Source organism: Geobacillus sp. WSUCF-018B (genome assembly GCF_002809985.1).
In the GTDB taxonomy this organism is placed as follows: Bacteria; Bacillota; Bacilli; order Bacillales; family Anoxybacillaceae; genus Geobacillus; species Geobacillus thermophilus.
Genome location: NZ_PIJF01000063.1, coordinates 1 through 16703 on the forward strand (window position 1 = coordinate 1; position 16703 = coordinate 16703).

Genomic DNA, 16703 nt, shown 5'->3' on the forward strand with positions numbered 1-16703 from the left:
TGGTCGAGACCGTTGAGCGCTCCTTCGTAACGATAGACGCGATAATGCTCTTCTCCCACCGTGACGAGGTGAGTGTCATTCGGTTCGATGGAGCGGGCCGACTGCTTCGCTTGGACGGCAACGCCGTTCGGATAGAGAATCCGGTTCGTCTTGAGCATCGCGATGACGTGGAATCCTTTTTTCAGACAAGCTTCCACGAGCGCTTTCGATGGATACCACGAATCCATCAGCACATAAACGGGACGGCGTACATCCAACGAAGAAAGCATCTCGATCGCGAGTTCCCCTTTGCTTTTTCCCGCCGTCTTGTCATAGAGGCGGAAGGCAAAGGGAAACGCCTGGGTTGCAGTATGAACCATGAACCAAACAAGAGAATGGCCCCAAATCGATTTTTTCTCTGAGTGAGAGTAGTGCCAATCACATCCCTGAATCGCGTGTGTTGCCCGTGACGAAGGCTTGGTTTTTTGGCAAATCGTATCATCGATCGAAACAAACAAGGGTTGATTCTCCTGTTTGGCGATGCGTTCGACACGACGAAGGATCCACTGCTGGAGTTTGCGAAGCAGTGTCTCTTCCTCCCACGGACTTTTCGTGAAAAAATGGCTGAGTGTCGTGCGGTGGTTCGGATGAAAGCTCCCATGATGAAGATCGGTCAATGTTCCCGAAAAGCCCTTCGTGATCATCGCATCCACGATATGAACGAGATGCTTCATAACAGGTTTTGAAAAATAAAGGGTCAACCCCAACATCGTGAAAAACTTGTGAATTCCTTGATGATGTGCTAATCTATTCATGAGACATGAACCTCCTTGTGAATGGTTTGGTAGCACATCTATTCTAACCAAGGAATCGGGTTCATGTCTCCTTTATTTATGTTAATGATTTTGCTCATCTACAGTATATATTTTTATCCGTTCATCTCCGCAACTTGAAAACATTACGGAGGGAAAAACGTGGATTTACTGACTTTGAGGGTGTAAGCAAAGCGTGTTGTGAATTTGAGCAGTTGCTTCATCATAGAGGGGGGCAAATCTTTCTGCAAGGAAGGAAACGTTCTCGATTTCATAGAATATTACAACCACCACGGATGGAAGGGGATTCAAATGGGCCCAAGTGCACCACTATGGATGTCAATGTTGTACTACATCATGTGCGCTGCCACGTTGCTCGTTGGGGTGGCGATGCTGGTGAAAGGAACGGTTCGCCGCTTGTATTCGCTCGTTGCAGTGATCGCAGTGCCGCTCTTTTTTCTGAACAATTTTCACACCATCGCCAGGGTCGGCGTCGATCCGTTCGCCTACTGGCAGCAATCCCTCATCGAGGGGCAATGGTGGGCGTGGCTGTCGCTTGCGTTGTTTCTTTACATCGTCTGGTATTGGGGATGGCTTGTCCAACGCATAGGAGGCCAAAAGGAAGGACGGTCCTGGTGGAAGCGGCAACAATGGATATGGGTGGTGCTGGCGGCTGCCGCGCCTGTCATTGTGTATGGGGTGCAGAGTTTGGATGATTCCGTCGTCTCCTCAGTGAGGACGTATGAGCCGTCTGAGAGCCGCTCGGCGAACGAACCGCTTGGACGCATCTTCTTTTTGTATTCTCACCCGTTTGCGCGAGATTCGTATATCGTGGAGGCGGACGAACATCGTGTGCGCAAAGTGGTGACGCTGAAAGCGGTTGGAATATCTCGCCTTTCGCCCGCTTCCTCAACAAAGGAACTGTTGTTGTGGTCAGATTATACGGGACGGCATGTCTATCGACTGAATCGAGACACATGGACATTGGTCGATCAAGAAGCGGTCTCCAGCCCTCTTTCGTTTGCCTCGATGGAGGGGGAGTGGGAGATTCGTTCACTGAATCAAGATGTCAACACCCATAAACTAGAAGTCCGGAAAGGGGGAAAATTGCTATTTTCGAAGCGGTTCCCTCCTTACATTCTTCAAGTTTTGCGCGCAGGGCCGCATTTCTATGTGTTTGCTGATGCGATGGAACAGGAGCACGGTGTATTGTATGTGTTGGATCAGCGCGGTTCCGTAGTGAAGGAAATTTCGTTGCCTACGTCCTTCGCGCGCTCCATGGCGGTCTTTCACGGCCGCCTTGTCATCGCCACGAAACCTCGCCTCACCATCGTGGATCCGCATTCATGGCGAGTGGCCTATTGGGGCATGGGGCAAGAAGAGACGCAGTTCGATCAGCTTTACGTGAAGGGAGACACGCTGTGGGTGAGCTATGTCCAGAGGGGAAAGTCAGGATGGCTTGCGCTGAACGATCAGTTTAAGGTGATGAAGAAGCATGAGCTGCCGTTGGTGTATTGGGAAGCGCGGTTTTACGGCGACTATGTGTATGCATTATTTGAGCCGCAGGAAGGGAACAAGGCGGACTATGCAGGAGAAATGAACATTTTCCATCTTCGTACAGGCCAACTTGCCGCCAAGTTTACCGTGCCGAAGCAAAAGCACAACTTGCAGACATTTCAGGTGATGGATGAAATACAATAGGAGTAGGGGATAACGATAGGTCCGAGCATGCCGTTATGGATGTTGATTGGATACTGGGCTGTCGGCATCGCCACGTTCATCGCTGGCGTGGCGGCGCGCCGCATCCCGTCGAAGGGGGAAAGGGAGATGGAATTCCGCGATTATGAAGAGTTTTGGCCCTTTTATTTGACCCAGCACCGGAAACGAGCGACAAGGCGTTGGCATTTTGTCGGAACGAGCTTCGTGTTTTTGTTTGTGATCATCGCGATCGCGACGAAGAACACGTGGTGGTTGCTCGGCGCGCCAATCGCCGCCTATGCGCTCGCCTGGTTCAGCCACTTTTTCATCGAAGGAAACAACCCCGCCACCTTCGGCCATCCGTTTTGGTCGCTTCGGGCCGATTTTCGCATGTACAGGCTCATGCTTACGGGGCAGCTTGGGCGGGAATTGGAGCGGCTGGGGATTTCAGAGGAATAAAGCGAAGAACGATGAAAAGGCCTTCTCCCTGAAGATGTTCCAAAGTTTGGAGAAATGGTGGGCGGCAACCCGAATGATTCAGGGAGAAGGGGTTTGCCTTCTCATGGCTTCAATTGTTCAATCGTTTCTAGCGGCAGTCCGGTCAGTTCATGGATCGTGTCAGCATCAAATCCTTTTGCCAACATTCGTTTCGCAACATCCAACTTTGCTTTCTCCATTCCTTTCTCTATTCCTTTCTCTATTCCTTTCTCTATTCCTTTTTCCATTCCTTTTTCCATGCCTTTCTGTTCGTATGACACGATAAGTTCCATGACTTTGGCAGCCTCCTTCTCCTCCATGGTCTTCACCTCATTTCGCAGTTGGACTTCTTCTTCCTCCGATAACCGCAAATACGTTTCGAAAAAGCCGAACAACAGACGCTGTCTCGCCTCATCGAGCTCGAGGCGGGTGAGCATGCGCAAAAATTCCTTTTTCACTTCCACCTTCTCCTCTTCATTATACCCCATTTTGCTTAACAGGGCGGCAGCGACCGGGTTGTCATGGCGGATGTATGTGCGCCATGGGAGTTTGGACAATTCCACCGTCAAAAAACGGAAATCGAGAACGGTCAAAAACGGAAACGAAACGGTGAATGAAGATGGTTCATCGCGGATGGCATCATAGCTGAAGATGGCGATCGGAAGAATGCGGCGGCGGTGTTTTTGAAACAAGCGGCTGAAATAAATGAACATTCGCTCTGAAAACGAGGGTTGGATGTAGCTTTGATGTTCGATGTGGACGACGATCAGTCCATCTTCTCCTCTCAGCTTCGTCTCGACCAATAAATCGACTCGATGTTTTTCACCCGCGGTGACATCGGTCAGCACTTCTTCTGATAAAAAGGAAAGGTAGTGAAAGTCAATCTGTTCGTGTACGTGAGGAAAGAAGAGGAGAACAAATTCTTCAAAAAAGGTGCTCAACAACTCTTTAAACAGCCGATCGTGGTCAATGCGCGTTTCTGACATGGTCTCCCTCCCGATATGTTTTTAGATTCGCATAGCTTGATTCGCCTTGCACTATGCAAAATCCTGCCGGTCTCCCTGCATTTTTTCTGCTGTTAGAAGAAGGAAATCAGGGAGGATTGTCGAATTTTGATGACATTGGAAAAATGATGAAACCAACGGCTGCCTTCGCCGTATGTATAAGCGAAGGGGAAAGGAGGGAGGGGAGTTGTTCAGCCATTCGCCTGAAGTTGTGTACGGATGGGTGCTTGTCGTCAGTGCGTTGTTGACGGTTTTGTATTTTTTCTTCAGCGATGTGCTTGACGGTTTGTTCGATGTGGCTGATCATCCGCTGTTTAGCCCGCAGCTAGTTTTATCGTTTTTCATTGTTGGCAGCGCGGTCGGATTGCTGGCGGAATGGTACACAGACTGGGCATCGAGCTTGGTTCTGTGGCTTGCCATCGGTGTGGCGCTTGTTGCTGTGTTGCTGTTGCACTTTTTCGTTTTTTTGCCGCTCCGTTCGGCTGAGGCGTCACTTGGGTATACGGACGCCGATTTGGAGGGAGCGCTCGCCAAAGTGATCATCCCGGTGCCGCCTGATGGATTTGGAGAAATTCTCATCTCCCGCAAAAGCGGGGCGGTGGCGAAACCAGCGAAAAGCCTCCATCGCGAGGAAATCGCTGCGGGGGAAGAAGTCGTCATCGTGCAAATGGAAAACGGCATCGCTGTAGTGGCGAAGCGCGATCCGTATCATGTTTTGATTTAAACAGAGAAAGGGGAAAAAGTGATGACTATTGCGCCATGGCTTGTCGTGATCGGCGTCGTCGTCTTGCTTCTTGTCGGACTTATTGCCATTTTTATCGCCCGCTACCGCACCGTCGGGCCGGACGAGGCGCTCATTGTGACGGGCAGCTACTTAGGAAGCAAAAACGTTCATGTCGATGAATCGGGAAACAAAATCAAAATCGTCCGCGGCGGCGGCACGTTCGTCGTGCCGATTTTCCAACAGGCTGAGCCGCTGAGCCTATTGTCGATCAAGCTTGACGTGCAAACGCCCGAGGTGTACACCGAACAAGGCGTGCCCGTGATGGCGGACGGGGTGGCCATTATTAAAGTCGGCAGCTCAATCGGCGAAATCGCGACCGCGGCCGAGCAGTTTTTAGGGAAAACAAGACAAGATATGGAAAATGAAGCGCGGGAAGTGTTGGAAGGCCACCTTCGCTCCATTCTCGGGTCGATGACGGTTGAAGAAATTTACAAAAACCGCGACAAGTTTTCGCAAGAAGTGCAGCGTGTCGCGTCGCAAGATTTGGCGAAAATGGGGCTCGTCATCGTCTCGTTTACGATCAAAGACGTGCGCGACAAAAACGGCTACCTTGATGCACTCGGGAAACCGCGCATCGCCCAAGTGAAGCGCGACGCCGACATCGCAACAGCCGAGGCGGAAAAAGAGACGCGCATCAAGCGCGCCGAAGCGGACAAGGAAGCGCGCAAAGCCGAGCTCGAGCGGCTGACGGAAATCGCCGAAGCGGAGAAAATCAACCAACTGAAGCTCGCCGAGTTCCGCCGCGAACAAGACATCGCCAAAGCGCGCGCCGACCAGGCGTATCATTTGGAGGAAGCGAAGGCGAAACAAGAAGTGATGGCCCAACAAATGCAAATCAAAATCATCGAGCGGCAAAAACAAATCGAGCTCGAAGAAAAAGAAATTTTGCGCCGCGAGCGCCAATACGACTCGGAAGTGAAGAAAAAAGCCGATGCCGAGCGCTATGCGATCGAACAAAAAGCGGCGGCGGAAAAGGCGAAACAAATCGCCGAAGCCGATGCGCAAAAGTACCGCGTCGAAACGCTGGCGAAAGCGGAAGCGGAGCGCGTCCGACTCGACGGGTTGGCAAAAGCCGAGGCGGAGAAAGCGAAAGGGGAAGCGGAAGCGGAAATCATCCGACTGAAAGGCCTCGCCGAAGCGGAAGCGAAACAAAAGATCGCCGAAGCGTTCGAGCGCTATGGCCAGGCTGCGGTGCTCGACATGATCATCAAGATGCTTCCGGAGTATGCGAAACAAGTGGCGAGCCCGCTTGCGAACATCGAGAAGCTGACGATCGTCGACACCGGCTCAGGAGCGGGGGGCGGCGCCAACCGCGTCACGGGCTATGCGACGAACTTAATGGCGAGCTTGCAGGAGACGTTGAAAGCGTCAACCGGCATCGATGTGAAGCAGCTGCTCGAGAGCGTCGCCCAGGGTGGAGCGGCCCATGTCCAGCCGCTCGGTGCGCCAGCATCGTCCCAAGAGGCGAAGACAACAGAATGATGCCTATCCTCCCACAGCGCCCTTCGCTTGAACCCGAGGGCGCTGTTTCTCGCCGCCTTGTTCACGACATTCGTCGGAGTTGCGCATCAAGCGTTGTTTCGTTATGATGGGAACGAGTGGAATGGAAAAAAAGGAAGTAGGTTGAGAATAATGAAACGAGCTCGAATTATTTATAACCCGACATCGGGTCGCGAGTTGTTTAAGCGCCATTTGCCTGATGTGCTCGTGCGGTTGGAAAAGGCGGGCTATGAAACGTCGTGCCACGCCACCGAAGGGCCGGGGGATGCGACGGAAGCAGCGCGCCAGGCCGTCCTGCGGGAATTTGATCTCGTTGTCGCCGCAGGGGGCGACGGAACGATCAATGAAGTCGTCAACGGCATCGCCGATCAGCCGCATCGGCCGACACTGGGCGTCATTCCTGTCGGGACGACGAACGATTTCGCCCGCGCCATCGGCGTGCCGCGTTCGATTGAAGGGGCGTGCGACGTGATCGCCACGGGTGAGCCCGTCCCGATTGACATCGGCTGTGTGACGAACGAAGACAAAACGCGCTATTTCATCAACATCGCGGGCGGCGGGCGCCTGACCGAGCTCACCTACGAAGTGCCGAGCAAGCTGAAAACGATGCTTGGCCAGCTCGCCTATTACTTGAAAGGGATCGAGATGTTGCCGTCCATCAAGGCGACCGAAGCGCAAATTGAGTATGACGGCAAACTGTTCGAAGGCGAGATTATGATGTTTTTAGTTTCGCTCACGAACTCGGTCGGCGGGTTTGAAAAACTGGCACCCGATTCATCATTGAATGACGGCTTGTTCGATTTTATCATCGTCAAGAAAACGAACTTGGCCGAATTCATCCGCCTTGTCACCCTCGCGGCGCGCGGCGAGCACATCAACGACCCGCATATCATTTACACGAAAGCGAACCGGGTGAAAGTGCACTCGCCGATGCAGCTGAACTTAGACGGCGAATTCGGCGGCATGCTTCCAGGGGAGTTCGTCAATTTGCGCCGCCATATTGACGTATTGATACCAAAAGAAAAGGCAGAACAAGTGAGAACAGGAAGATAAGCCTGTTCTTTTCTTATGCCTTTCCCCTATAAAGGGCACGCTACATATACAGAGGAACAGCAGAAAGGAGAACGACATGACGAAGCAGCAACCACCAGTCGCCAAAAACGAGTATTATGACGTCACATTCACCGATTTGACCCACGACGGGCTCGGGGTGGCGAAAGTCGACGGCTTTCCGTTGTTTGTGAAACACGCGCTTCCCGGCGAGCGGGCGAAGGTGAAAGCGATCAAAGTGAAAAAAGGGTATGGGTACGGCCGCCTCGTGGAGCTGTACGAACCAAGCCCCGACCGCGTTGAGCCGCCGTGCCCCGTCTATCGCCAATGCGGCGGCTGCCAGCTGCAACACCTCAGCTACGAAGGCCAGCTGAAAGCGAAGGAAAAGCAGGTGAAAGAAGTGCTCGCCCGCATCGGCAAGCTAGAAGGCGTCACCGTCCATCCCGTCATCGGGATGAAGAACCCATGGCGCTACCGCAACAAGGCGCAAGTGCCGGTCGGCGAGCGCGAAGGGGGCTTGGTGGCGGGCTTTTACAAGGAGCGGACGCATGAAATCATCGATATGGACGCCTGCCTCATCCAGCAAGAGGCGAACGATGTCGTCGTCCAGGCCGTGAAGCGCATCGCCGAGCGCTATGGTATTCCCCCATACGACGAAGCTACGCACAAGGGCGTTCTTCGCCATATTGTCGCCCGCTACGGCGCGTCAACTGGCGAGGTGATGGTCGTGCTCGTCACCCGCACGGACCATCTGCCTCACGAACAGGACATTGTCCGTGACATCGTCCGCGCCATTCCGGGCGTGAAATCGATCGTGCAAAACGTCAACCCCGAGCGGACGAACGTCATTTTCGGCGCCAAAACGCGGGTGTTATGGGGAAGCGAGTTCATCACCGACCGCATCGGCGGCATTCAATTCGCCATCTCGGCCCGCTCGTTTTACCAAGTCAACCCCGAACAGACGAAAGTGCTGTATGACAAAGCGCTCGAATACGCGGAGTTGACCGGGCGGGAGACGGTGATCGACGCCTACTGCGGCATCGGCACGATCTCGCTCTTTTTGGCGCGTAAAGCGAAACACGTCTACGGCGTCGAAATCGTCCCCGAAGCGATCGAAGACGCCAAGCGCAACGCCAAACTCAACGGCATCCAAAACGTCACCTTCGAAGTCGGCGCCGCCGAAGACGTCATCCCGCGCTGGTACGAAGAAGGCATCCGCGCTGACTGCTTGGTCGTTGACCCGCCGCGCAAAGGCTGTGACGCCTCGCTGCTTGAGACGATCATCGCCATGAAACCGCCCCGCGTCGTCTACGTCTCGTGCAACCCGGCGACGCTCGCCCGCGACTTGCGCATCCTAGCAGACGGCGGCTACGAAACGATCGAAGTCCAGCCAGTGGACATGTTTCCGCACACGGCGCATGTGGAGTGTGTGGCGAAAATTCGGTTGAGATAAGACAACGGGCCGGTGGATCCGGCCTTGTTGTTTGCAGTCGAATTGGGCAAACGGCCATGACGACACGAATGACATGATAAAGATTTCATCCGCCTGCAAAACTGGGGCTGGATGAGATCCATCCTATTGAGAATCCACAACACTTGCAAGTGTTCCTCGAACGGTTATAGTGAACGACTCCCGCTTCATGCAAAGCACAGTCGGAGTTTCTTTGCCCCAAATGTCACCCTCTGTCTTCCTGAGCGTCAACCGGTATAAAACGTATTTTTCTTCCCCTTTTGTACCGAAAACCGTATATAATGGAGATTGGAAATCACAAGGAGGTACATAGAAGCCATGCTCACAGGCGAATTGCGCCATAAAGTCGATAAAATATGGGAAACGTTTTGGACAGGCGGCATTACGAACCCGCTGACGGTCATTGAACAGTTTACCTACTTATTGTTCATCAAAGGCTTGGATGAAGTCGAAACACAGCGCGAGCAGGAGGATGCGCTGCTCGGCATTGAATCGGAATGCATCTTTCCTCCCGATAAGCAACACTTGCGCTGGAGCAAATTCAAACATTTTGAAGCCGCCCATATGTACGATGTCGTGTCCAATGAAGTGTTTCCATTCATCAAAAACTTGCACGGCAATCGGGAATCGGCCTATGCAAAATATATGGGCGACGCCATTTTCATGATCCCGACGCCGCAAATGCTCGTCAAAATCGTCGACGGCATTGACCGCATTCCGATGAAAGACCGCGATACGAAAGGCGATTTGTACGAGTATTTGTTATCGAAAATCGCCACCGCAGGCACGAACGGCCAATTCCGCACCCCGCGTCATATCATTCACATGATGGTCGAGCTGATGAAACCGACGCCGGAAGACATCATCGTCGACCCGGCGGCGGGGTCGGCGGGGTTTTTGGTGGCGGCGGGCGAATATTTGCGCAAGCACCGCAGCGATTTATTTTTAGTGCAAAGTTTAAAAGAACATTTTAATAACCGTATGTTCTACGGTTTTGATATGGACCGCACGATGTTGCGGATTGGCGCGATGAACATGATGCTCCATGGCATTGAAAATCCGAATATCGAATATCGCGACTCCTTGTCGGAACAAAACAAAGATAAGGACAAATACACCCTTGTCCTTGCCAATCCGCCTTTTAAAGGTTCATTAGATTATGATGCAGTTTCAAATGATTTGTTAAAAGTTGTAAAGACAAAGAAAACCGAACTTTTATTTTTGGCATTATTCTTACGCATTTTAAAAACGGGCGGACGTTGCGCGTGCATCGTACCGGACGGGGTATTGTTCGGCAGCTCGAAGGCGCATAAAGATATCCGCAAAGAAATTGTGGAAAATCATAAATTAGAAGCAATTATTTCCATGCCAAGCGGTGTGTTTAAACCGTACGCTGGAGTTTCGACGGCAATTATGATTTTCACAAAAACAGGCGTCGGCGGAACGGATCAAGTATGGTTCTATGACATGAAAGCCGATGGCTACTCGTTGGACGATAAGCGCACTCCGATTGAAGAAAATGACATTCCGGACATCATTGCGCGATTCCATAACCGTGAAGCGGAAAAAGAACGGAAGCGCACGGAGCAGTCATTCTTTGTGCCGGTGGAAGAAATTCGTGAAAACGGCTATGACCTTTCGATTAACAAATATAAAGAGATTGAGTATGAAGAGGTGGAGTATGAAGCGCCAAGTGTGATACTTGAAAGAATAGAAGCGTTGGAAAAAGAGATTATACTGGGAATTAAAGAGTTGAAGGAAATGATTAAGGAGTAAAGTATTATGACCGCAATTAAGTATAAAAAAGTTGCAGAAGTATGTGAAATAATCATGGGACAATCACCTTCGTCTGATACGTATAATGATAGGAAAGAAGGCTTGCCTTTTTTTCAGGGGAAAGCTGATTTTGGTAAACTGCACCCAACTCCTAAGACTTATTGTTCTGCACCTTTAAAAGTTGCAAATGAAAACGATATATTAATGTCAGTACGAGCACCTGTAGGGGATGTTAATATTGCGAATACTAAGTGCTGTATTGGTAGGGGATTAGCTGCTATCAGAGCGAATAATGATATGATTAACTATAAATATTTATTTTATGCACTAAACTATAAGAAAAATGAAATCGAAAGTATGGGGACGGGAAGTACTTTTAAGGCTATAAGTAAAAAAGATATAGAGAGCATTCAGATACCGGTTTTCGATATAGAAAATCAAGTAAAGATTGTGAAAGCATTAGACAAAGCCCAAGAACTCATCGACAAACGAAAAGCCCAAATTGAAGCGTTAGACCAGTTAACGCAAAGTGTGTTTTTGGAGATGTTTGGGGATCCAAGATTAAATAAGAAAAATTGGAAAAAACAAAAATTAAATGATGTTTGCCTTCGTAAGGGCGAATATGGTTCAGGTTCTTCTGCAATCCCCTATGATTCTGGTAAACCAAGGTATATTAGAATTACTGATATCAGAGATGATGGTAGTTTAAATGATGATATAGTGGCACCGAGTAATCCAGATGATTATGAGAAGTATAGATTGAACGAAGGAGATATATTATTTGCAAGGTCTGGCGCAACTGTTGGAAAAACTTATTTACATTCTGAGAAAAATGGATATTGTATCTTTGCGGGTTACTTAATCAGATTTGTTCCGGATACTAGTAAAATAAATCCTAAATTCTTATTTCATTTCACAAGAACCCAATATTATAAGCAGTGGGTTATGAATAAGCAAAATACTGTTGCTCAACCGAATATAAATGCGAAGCAGTATGGAGAGGAACTATTTATAATTTGCCCTCCGTTAGAATTACAAAACAGGTTTACTAAAATTGTTGAAGAAATAGAAGCTGAAAAAGAGTTACTTCAAAAGAGCATGGTAGAGCTACAGAATAATTTCAACTCCCTCATGCAACGGGCGTTTAAGGGAGAACTGTTCAACGATTAGTAAATGTAAAAGGAATTCGTGTTGGTCAAGGGAGGGGGATTTGTTGTTATCCAACTTTCGTTTTTTAATAGGCAAACCTCATTATGAGAGTTTTACGAATGCGTGTTTAGAGGCAGAGAAAAGTTTGGTCGTGAGTCCGGCGACGTGCGCGATTTTGACGCGCCGTGCGCTGGAGCTGGCGGTGAAGTGGGTGTACAGCTTTGATAGCGCTTTAAAAGTTCCGTATCAAGATAATCTTTCCAGCTTGATTCATGACAACGTCTTTTTGTCCATTATTGATGAAGACTTGTTGCCGTTGTTGCGTTACATTGTCAAACTGGGAAATGTCGCGGTTCATACGAACTCGATGATTACGAGGGAAGAAGCGATTCTTTCTCTGCATCATCTTCATCAGTTTGTGTCTTGGATTGATTATTGTTATTCAGATGAATATACGGCTACGGATTTTGACGAATCATTGCTGCCAATCGGAGAGGAAAAGCGCGAGCGTCCGGAAGAATTGAAAGATTTATACGAACGGCTAAGTTCCAAAGACAAGCGTCTTGAGGAAATGATGAAAGAAAATGAACAGCTCCGCGCTCTTCTCACCGCCAAACGGGAAGCGAATACAAAAGAATATCACTTCCAAGTCGATGAACTAAGCGAATGGGAAACAAGAAAGAAATATATCGATTTAGATTTGAAGCTGGCGGGTTGGGAATTTAAAAAGGACGTTATTGTGGAATACCCTGTCGTTGGCATGCCAAATCAAGAAGGAGTCGGTTATGTCGATTACGTCCTTTTTGGCGACAACGGGAAGCCGCTTGCGGTTATCGAAGCGAAACGGACAACCGCTGACCCGAACAAAGGAAAGCAACAAGCCAAGCTATACGCCGACTGCATTGAGAAAATGCACGGCCAACGTCCGATTATTTTTTACACAAACGGTTTTGAAACGTATATTTGGGACGACCTTAACTATCCGGCGCGGAAGGTTTCCGGCTTTTACAATAAGGAAGAATTAAGCTTGCTTATTGATCGTCGGACGATGAAGAAGCCGCTAAAAAATGTGCAAATCAATGACAACATAACGAATCGCTATTACCAAAAAGAAGCGGTGTTAGCCGTATGCGACGCGCTCGAGAACAAACGGCGCAAAGCGTTGCTTGTCATGGCGACGGGGAGCGGCAAAACCCGGACGGCGGCTGCGATTGTCGATGTTCTCACTCGCCACAATTGGGTGAAAAACATTTTGTTTTTAGCGGACCGCAAAACGCTTGTCACGCAAGCGAAAAATAGCTTTAGCCATTTGCTTCCAAACTTGACGCTTTGCAATTTGCTCGATAACAAAGACAATCCAGAGGAAAGCCGCATGGTGTTTTCGACGTACCCGACGATGATGAACGCGATTGACGAAGCGAAGCGAAAAGACGGCAAACGTCTCTTTACCGTCGGGCATTTTGATTTAATTATCGTCGATGAATCCCACCGCAGTATTTATAAGAAATATCGGGCGATTTTTGACTATTTTGACGCAATATTGCTTGGGCTTACCGCCACGCCAAAAGATGAAATTGACCGCAATACGTATGAAGTGTTTGATCTGGAAAACGGCGTGCCGACCTATGCCTATGAGTTAGATCAAGCGGTTCAAGATGGCTATTTAGTGGATTATCGTACCATTGAAACAAAGCTTAAATTTCTTGAAGAGGGCATTCATTACGATGAGTTATCGGATGAAGAAAAAGAACGATATGAAGAAACATTTGATGATGAAGTAGGCGAGGATATTGACAGTGCAGCGTTAAACGAATGGCTGTTTAATGACGATACGATTGATACGGTACTGAGAGATTTAATGGAAAAAGGAATTCGCGTCGAAGGCGGAGACAAACTCGGCAAAACGATTATTTTTGCGAAAAATCATCGTCATGCGGAACGGATTGTGGAGCGCTTTGATCAATTGTTCCCTGAATACAAGGGCGGCTTTGCACGAGTCATTGATTACAGCGTGAACTACTACCAAACATTAATCGATGATTTTTCCGACCGCAACAAATGGCCGCAAATTGCGGTATCGGTCGATATGCTCGATACGGGAGTAGATATTCCGGAAGTCGTCAACCTTGTGTTCTTCAAGAAAGTGCGCTCCAAATCAAAGTTTTGGCAAATGATTGGACGCGGAACCCGTTTATGCAAAGACTTATTCGGAGCCGGGCAAGATAAAACGCATTTCCTTATTTTTGACTATTGCGGCAACTTTGAGTTTTTCCGGGAAAATCCGAAAGGAATCGAAGGAAAAGCGGTGGAAAGCTTAACGGAGCGTCTATTTAATGCCAAAATCGAAATCATTAAAGAACTGCAGCATTTACAATACCAAGAAGAAGAGTATATTGCCTATCGCAATGAATTGATTGACGAGGTGCTAGCGGAAATCAATAAGTTAAACGAAGAAAACTTCCGCGTACGCCAACATATTCAATACGTACACAAGTTTAAAAACCGGACTAAATGGGATTCCTTAACAGCGATGGATGTCAATGAAATCAAAGAACATATTTCGCCGTTGATTGTCCCGTTAAATGACGATGAATTTGCGAAACGCTTTGATTTGCTTATGTACACGATCGAATTGGCGAAGCTGCAAACGAAAAATGCGACGAAGCCGATTCGGAGTGTGATTCGCACCGCCGAGGCGTTGTCGAAACTCGGTTCCATTCCTCAAGTGATGGAACAAAAATACATCATCGAAAAGGTGCAGACGGAAGAGTTTTGGAGCGAAGCCGATATTTTCGAATTGGAAGCTGTCCGTGAAGCGTTGCGTGACTTAGTCAAATTCCTTGAAAAAGAGACGCAAAAAATTTACTATACGAACTTTAAAGACCAAGTTTTAGAAGTCAAAGAAAACGGCCCGATGTTTACTGTCAATGATCTGAAAAATTATCGGAAAAAGGTGGAACATTATCTGCACGAACACCGCGACCAGATGGCCATTTACAAGTTGCGAAATAATAAAAAGCTAACCGTCCAAGACGTAAAAACGTTGGAGCATATTCTTTGGAATGAGCTTGGCACACAGGAAGATTATCAAAGAGAATTCGGAGACACACCGATTACAAAGCTCGTCCGCCAAATCGTCGGCCTTGACCCGCAGGCAGCCAACGAAGCGTTTTCTGAATTTTTATCAAGCGAACGGTTGAACATCCAGCAAAGCCGTTTTGTCAAACTAATCGTCGATTACTTTGTGAAAAACGGGGTCATGGACAAGCGGGTGCTTCAGGAGGAGCCGTTCAAAACCGTCGGCAGCATTGTTGAACTCTTTCAAGACAACATGGACGACGCGCGGAAGATTATTCGCATTATCGATGAGATTAACAGAAATTCAGAAGATATTGTGGGGGCGTAGCAAAAGCGTTCTTTGTGATATCTGGTTAGCCGTTGGGGTTGTTGCTAACGTTTCAATATATTCTGTTTTTCTTTGGTGTTAAGGCATCTTTGAGAGTGAAGTATCTCAAAGGTGCCTTCTAACATATAGAACGAAACGAGTATAAATGTTGTGTAGATAGCCCATATTGAGTCGAAATGGTTCGGCAAATATCCATGTATTTGATAATCTAAAATTGAGCCACTTTTCAACGGTTCCCACTTTTTTACCCCATTTGTCATAAAAATTTTCCGCAAAATTCAATTTTCCACTTTTGCATTTCCCTTATTTCCCGATTTTAATCAAATTGTTCCTTATATTCTACGAAAGGATGATTTGTGTGCAATACCTCGATTTAAAAATGGATTTTATGTTTAAACAACTGTTCGGCCACCCAAGCAGAAAGTCAATCACGATGGCGTTTTTAAATGCGTTGCTACATCGGACTGGAGATGATCGCATCATCGACGTACAGTTTGAAAACACCGAACTAACGAAAGAAACAGAAGACGGTAAGACTGGACGGTTAGATGTCATCGTTCGCACAAACCGCGGCGAGCGCATTCACGTTGAAATTCAAATCATCCCACAATACGGTATGCCCGAACGGCTATTGTATTACTGGGCAAGGTTGTTTTCATCTTCACTATCGAAAGGAGAACGGTACGACATCCTCCCTCCAACGATTATGATCGCCATCTTAAATTATCCCCTTTTCCCACATGAAACAGATCGCTTCCATACCGTTTTTCACATTCGTGAAGACGAAGAACAGTTTCTTTGGAGCCATCACCTTGAATTTCATGTACTCGACTTGTCACAATTTATGGTAAAATGGAAGAAATATCGGAGAGAAGTGAAACAGTCACCGGAATGGCCATGGCTAACGATGTTGTCGGCTGTCGATGGACGAACGAAAAAAATGGATGAAGAGATGTTTCGTGAATTGGAGGGAATAGCCATGACGGAACAAGACATTTTAGAAGCACTAGAAGAATGGCAAAACTTAAGCGTCGACCCCGAAAACCGTTACGCATACGAAATGCGGCTGAAATGGCTCCTTGATCAACTCTCAAACATTCGCGGCAGTCGGGAAGAAGGAAGACAAGAAGGATTGAAACAAGGTCGAGAAGAAGGAAAAAATGAAACGATTCGAAAAATGGTCGAAAAAGGAATGAGTATAACAGACGTTGCCCATATTCTCGACATGACAGAGGAGGAAGTACGGGAGCGGTTGGGAGATTAGCGAACGGTGTCGGGTGCTGTTCAACTATGTTGTGTCCCTCTTTGTCCCACGTCAATGATGTTGCACAGGTGATTGGAGAGCGATCAGAAAATCGATTCGCTGTTCAAATACGTCCTGAATTAAATCATCGAAAAAGTATTAAAATGAAAAACCGCCGTGTTGCCTTATTGGCAGCACTGCGGTTTTTCTCTTACTAGCGATGCTCATTAGCGAACGGTGCCAGGCACTGTTGTTATGGCCAAAAAAGGCAATAGGAAAGCAGAGGTGCCCGATTTTAGGCATCTCGTATAACCTGTCTGCCTTTTGGCTAGACTAAATAAGTTGTGGTTGGCG

At 48.2% G+C, this 16703-nt stretch carries 12 protein-coding genes; 10 read left to right on the top strand and 2 right to left on the bottom strand.

Annotation, left to right across the window (positions count from 1 at the left end; translation table 11 throughout):
- Positions 1–794, bottom strand: a 794-nt coding sequence (locus CV944_RS14845; protein ID WP_100664453.1) for an IS701-like element ISBsm1 family transposase, incomplete at its 3' end; no start/stop codon positions are given.
- A gap of 339 nt (positions 795–1133) precedes the next feature.
- Here CV944_RS14845 and CV944_RS14850 point away from each other — a divergent pair.
- Both CV944_RS14850 and CV944_RS14855 read left to right on the top strand, forming a co-directional pair.
- Complete coding sequence (locus CV944_RS14850) at positions 1134–2492, top strand: hypothetical protein (protein ID WP_233205022.1); 1359 nt, start codon at positions 1134–1136, stop codon at positions 2490–2492.
- A gap of 126 nt (positions 2493–2618) precedes the next feature.
- Positions 2619–2948 (top strand): Mpo1-like protein, encoded by a 330-nt coding sequence (locus CV944_RS14855; protein ID WP_100664454.1) that lies wholly within the window; start codon positions 2619–2621, stop codon positions 2946–2948.
- 101 nt (positions 2949–3049) lie between these two features.
- Here the strand turns inward: CV944_RS14855 and CV944_RS14860 are convergent, their stop codons facing one another.
- Positions 3050–3952: an Rpn family recombination-promoting nuclease/putative transposase gene (locus CV944_RS14860; RefSeq protein WP_100664448.1), complete on the bottom strand. Its 903-nt coding sequence runs from the start codon at positions 3950–3952 to the stop codon at positions 3050–3052.
- A gap of 205 nt (positions 3953–4157) precedes the next feature.
- Between CV944_RS14860 and CV944_RS14865 the strand changes: the two genes are divergently transcribed.
- The 8 genes from CV944_RS14865 to CV944_RS14900 all read left to right on the top strand — a co-directional run bounded on the left by CV944_RS14865 (position 4158) and on the right by CV944_RS14900 (position 16370).
- Positions 4158–4694, top strand: a complete 537-nt coding sequence (locus CV944_RS14865; protein WP_100664449.1) for an NfeD family protein — start codon at positions 4158–4160, stop codon at positions 4692–4694.
- 21 nt (positions 4695–4715) lie between these two features.
- Positions 4716–6236, top strand: a complete 1521-nt coding sequence (locus CV944_RS14870; protein ID WP_100664450.1) for a flotillin lipid rafts scaffold protein FloT — start codon at positions 4716–4718, stop codon at positions 6234–6236.
- A gap of 150 nt (positions 6237–6386) precedes the next feature.
- Positions 6387–7307 (top strand): diacylglycerol kinase, encoded by a 921-nt coding sequence (locus CV944_RS14875; RefSeq protein WP_100664451.1) that lies wholly within the window; start codon positions 6387–6389, stop codon positions 7305–7307.
- A gap of 76 nt (positions 7308–7383) precedes the next feature.
- On the top strand, positions 7384–8757 hold the full coding sequence (gene rlmD, locus CV944_RS14880) for a 23S rRNA (uracil(1939)-C(5))-methyltransferase RlmD (protein WP_100664452.1): 1374 nt from the start codon (positions 7384–7386) through the stop codon (positions 8755–8757).
- Between the two features lie 336 nt (positions 8758–9093).
- Positions 9094–10551 carry a type I restriction-modification system subunit M gene (locus CV944_RS14885; protein WP_100659670.1) on the top strand — a complete coding sequence of 486 codons (1458 nt, stop codon included), beginning with the start codon at positions 9094–9096 and terminating at the stop codon, positions 10549–10551.
- A 6-nt stretch (positions 10552–10557) separates the two neighbouring features.
- On the top strand, positions 10558–11721 hold the full coding sequence (locus CV944_RS14890) for a restriction endonuclease subunit S (protein WP_061567171.1): 1164 nt from the start codon (positions 10558–10560) through the stop codon (positions 11719–11721).
- 43 nt (positions 11722–11764) lie between these two features.
- Complete coding sequence (locus CV944_RS14895) at positions 11765–15106, top strand: DEAD/DEAH box helicase family protein (protein ID WP_100664455.1); 3342 nt, start codon at positions 11765–11767, stop codon at positions 15104–15106.
- Between the two features lie 358 nt (positions 15107–15464).
- Entirely contained in the window at positions 15465–16370 is a 906-nt protein-coding gene (locus tag CV944_RS14900) for an Rpn family recombination-promoting nuclease/putative transposase (protein ID WP_277392378.1), read from the top strand.
- The last annotated feature ends 333 nt before the right edge of the window (positions 16371–16703 follow it).

Bases quoted from the DNA above. Each gene is read 5' to 3' on its own strand.
- CV944_RS14850 (WP_233205022.1), top strand. From the start codon at position 1,134: ATGTTGTACTACATCATGTGCGCTGCCACGTTGCTCGTTGGGGTGGCG.
- CV944_RS14855 (WP_100664454.1), top strand. From the start codon at position 2,619: ATGGAATTCCGCGATTATGAAGAGTTTTGGCCCTTTTATTTGACCCAG.
- CV944_RS14860 (WP_100664448.1), bottom strand. From the start codon at position 3,952: ATGTCAGAAACGCGCATTGACCACGATCGGCTGTTTAAAGAGTTGTTG.
- CV944_RS14870 (WP_100664450.1), top strand. From the start codon at position 4,716: ATGACTATTGCGCCATGGCTTGTCGTGATCGGCGTCGTCGTCTTGCTT.
- CV944_RS14875 (WP_100664451.1), top strand. From the start codon at position 6,387: ATGAAACGAGCTCGAATTATTTATAACCCGACATCGGGTCGCGAGTTG.
- rlmD (WP_100664452.1), top strand. From the start codon at position 7,384: ATGACGAAGCAGCAACCACCAGTCGCCAAAAACGAGTATTATGACGTC.
- CV944_RS14885 (WP_100659670.1), top strand. From the start codon at position 9,094: ATGCTCACAGGCGAATTGCGCCATAAAGTCGATAAAATATGGGAAACG.
- CV944_RS14890 (WP_061567171.1), top strand. From the start codon at position 10,558: ATGACCGCAATTAAGTATAAAAAAGTTGCAGAAGTATGTGAAATAATC.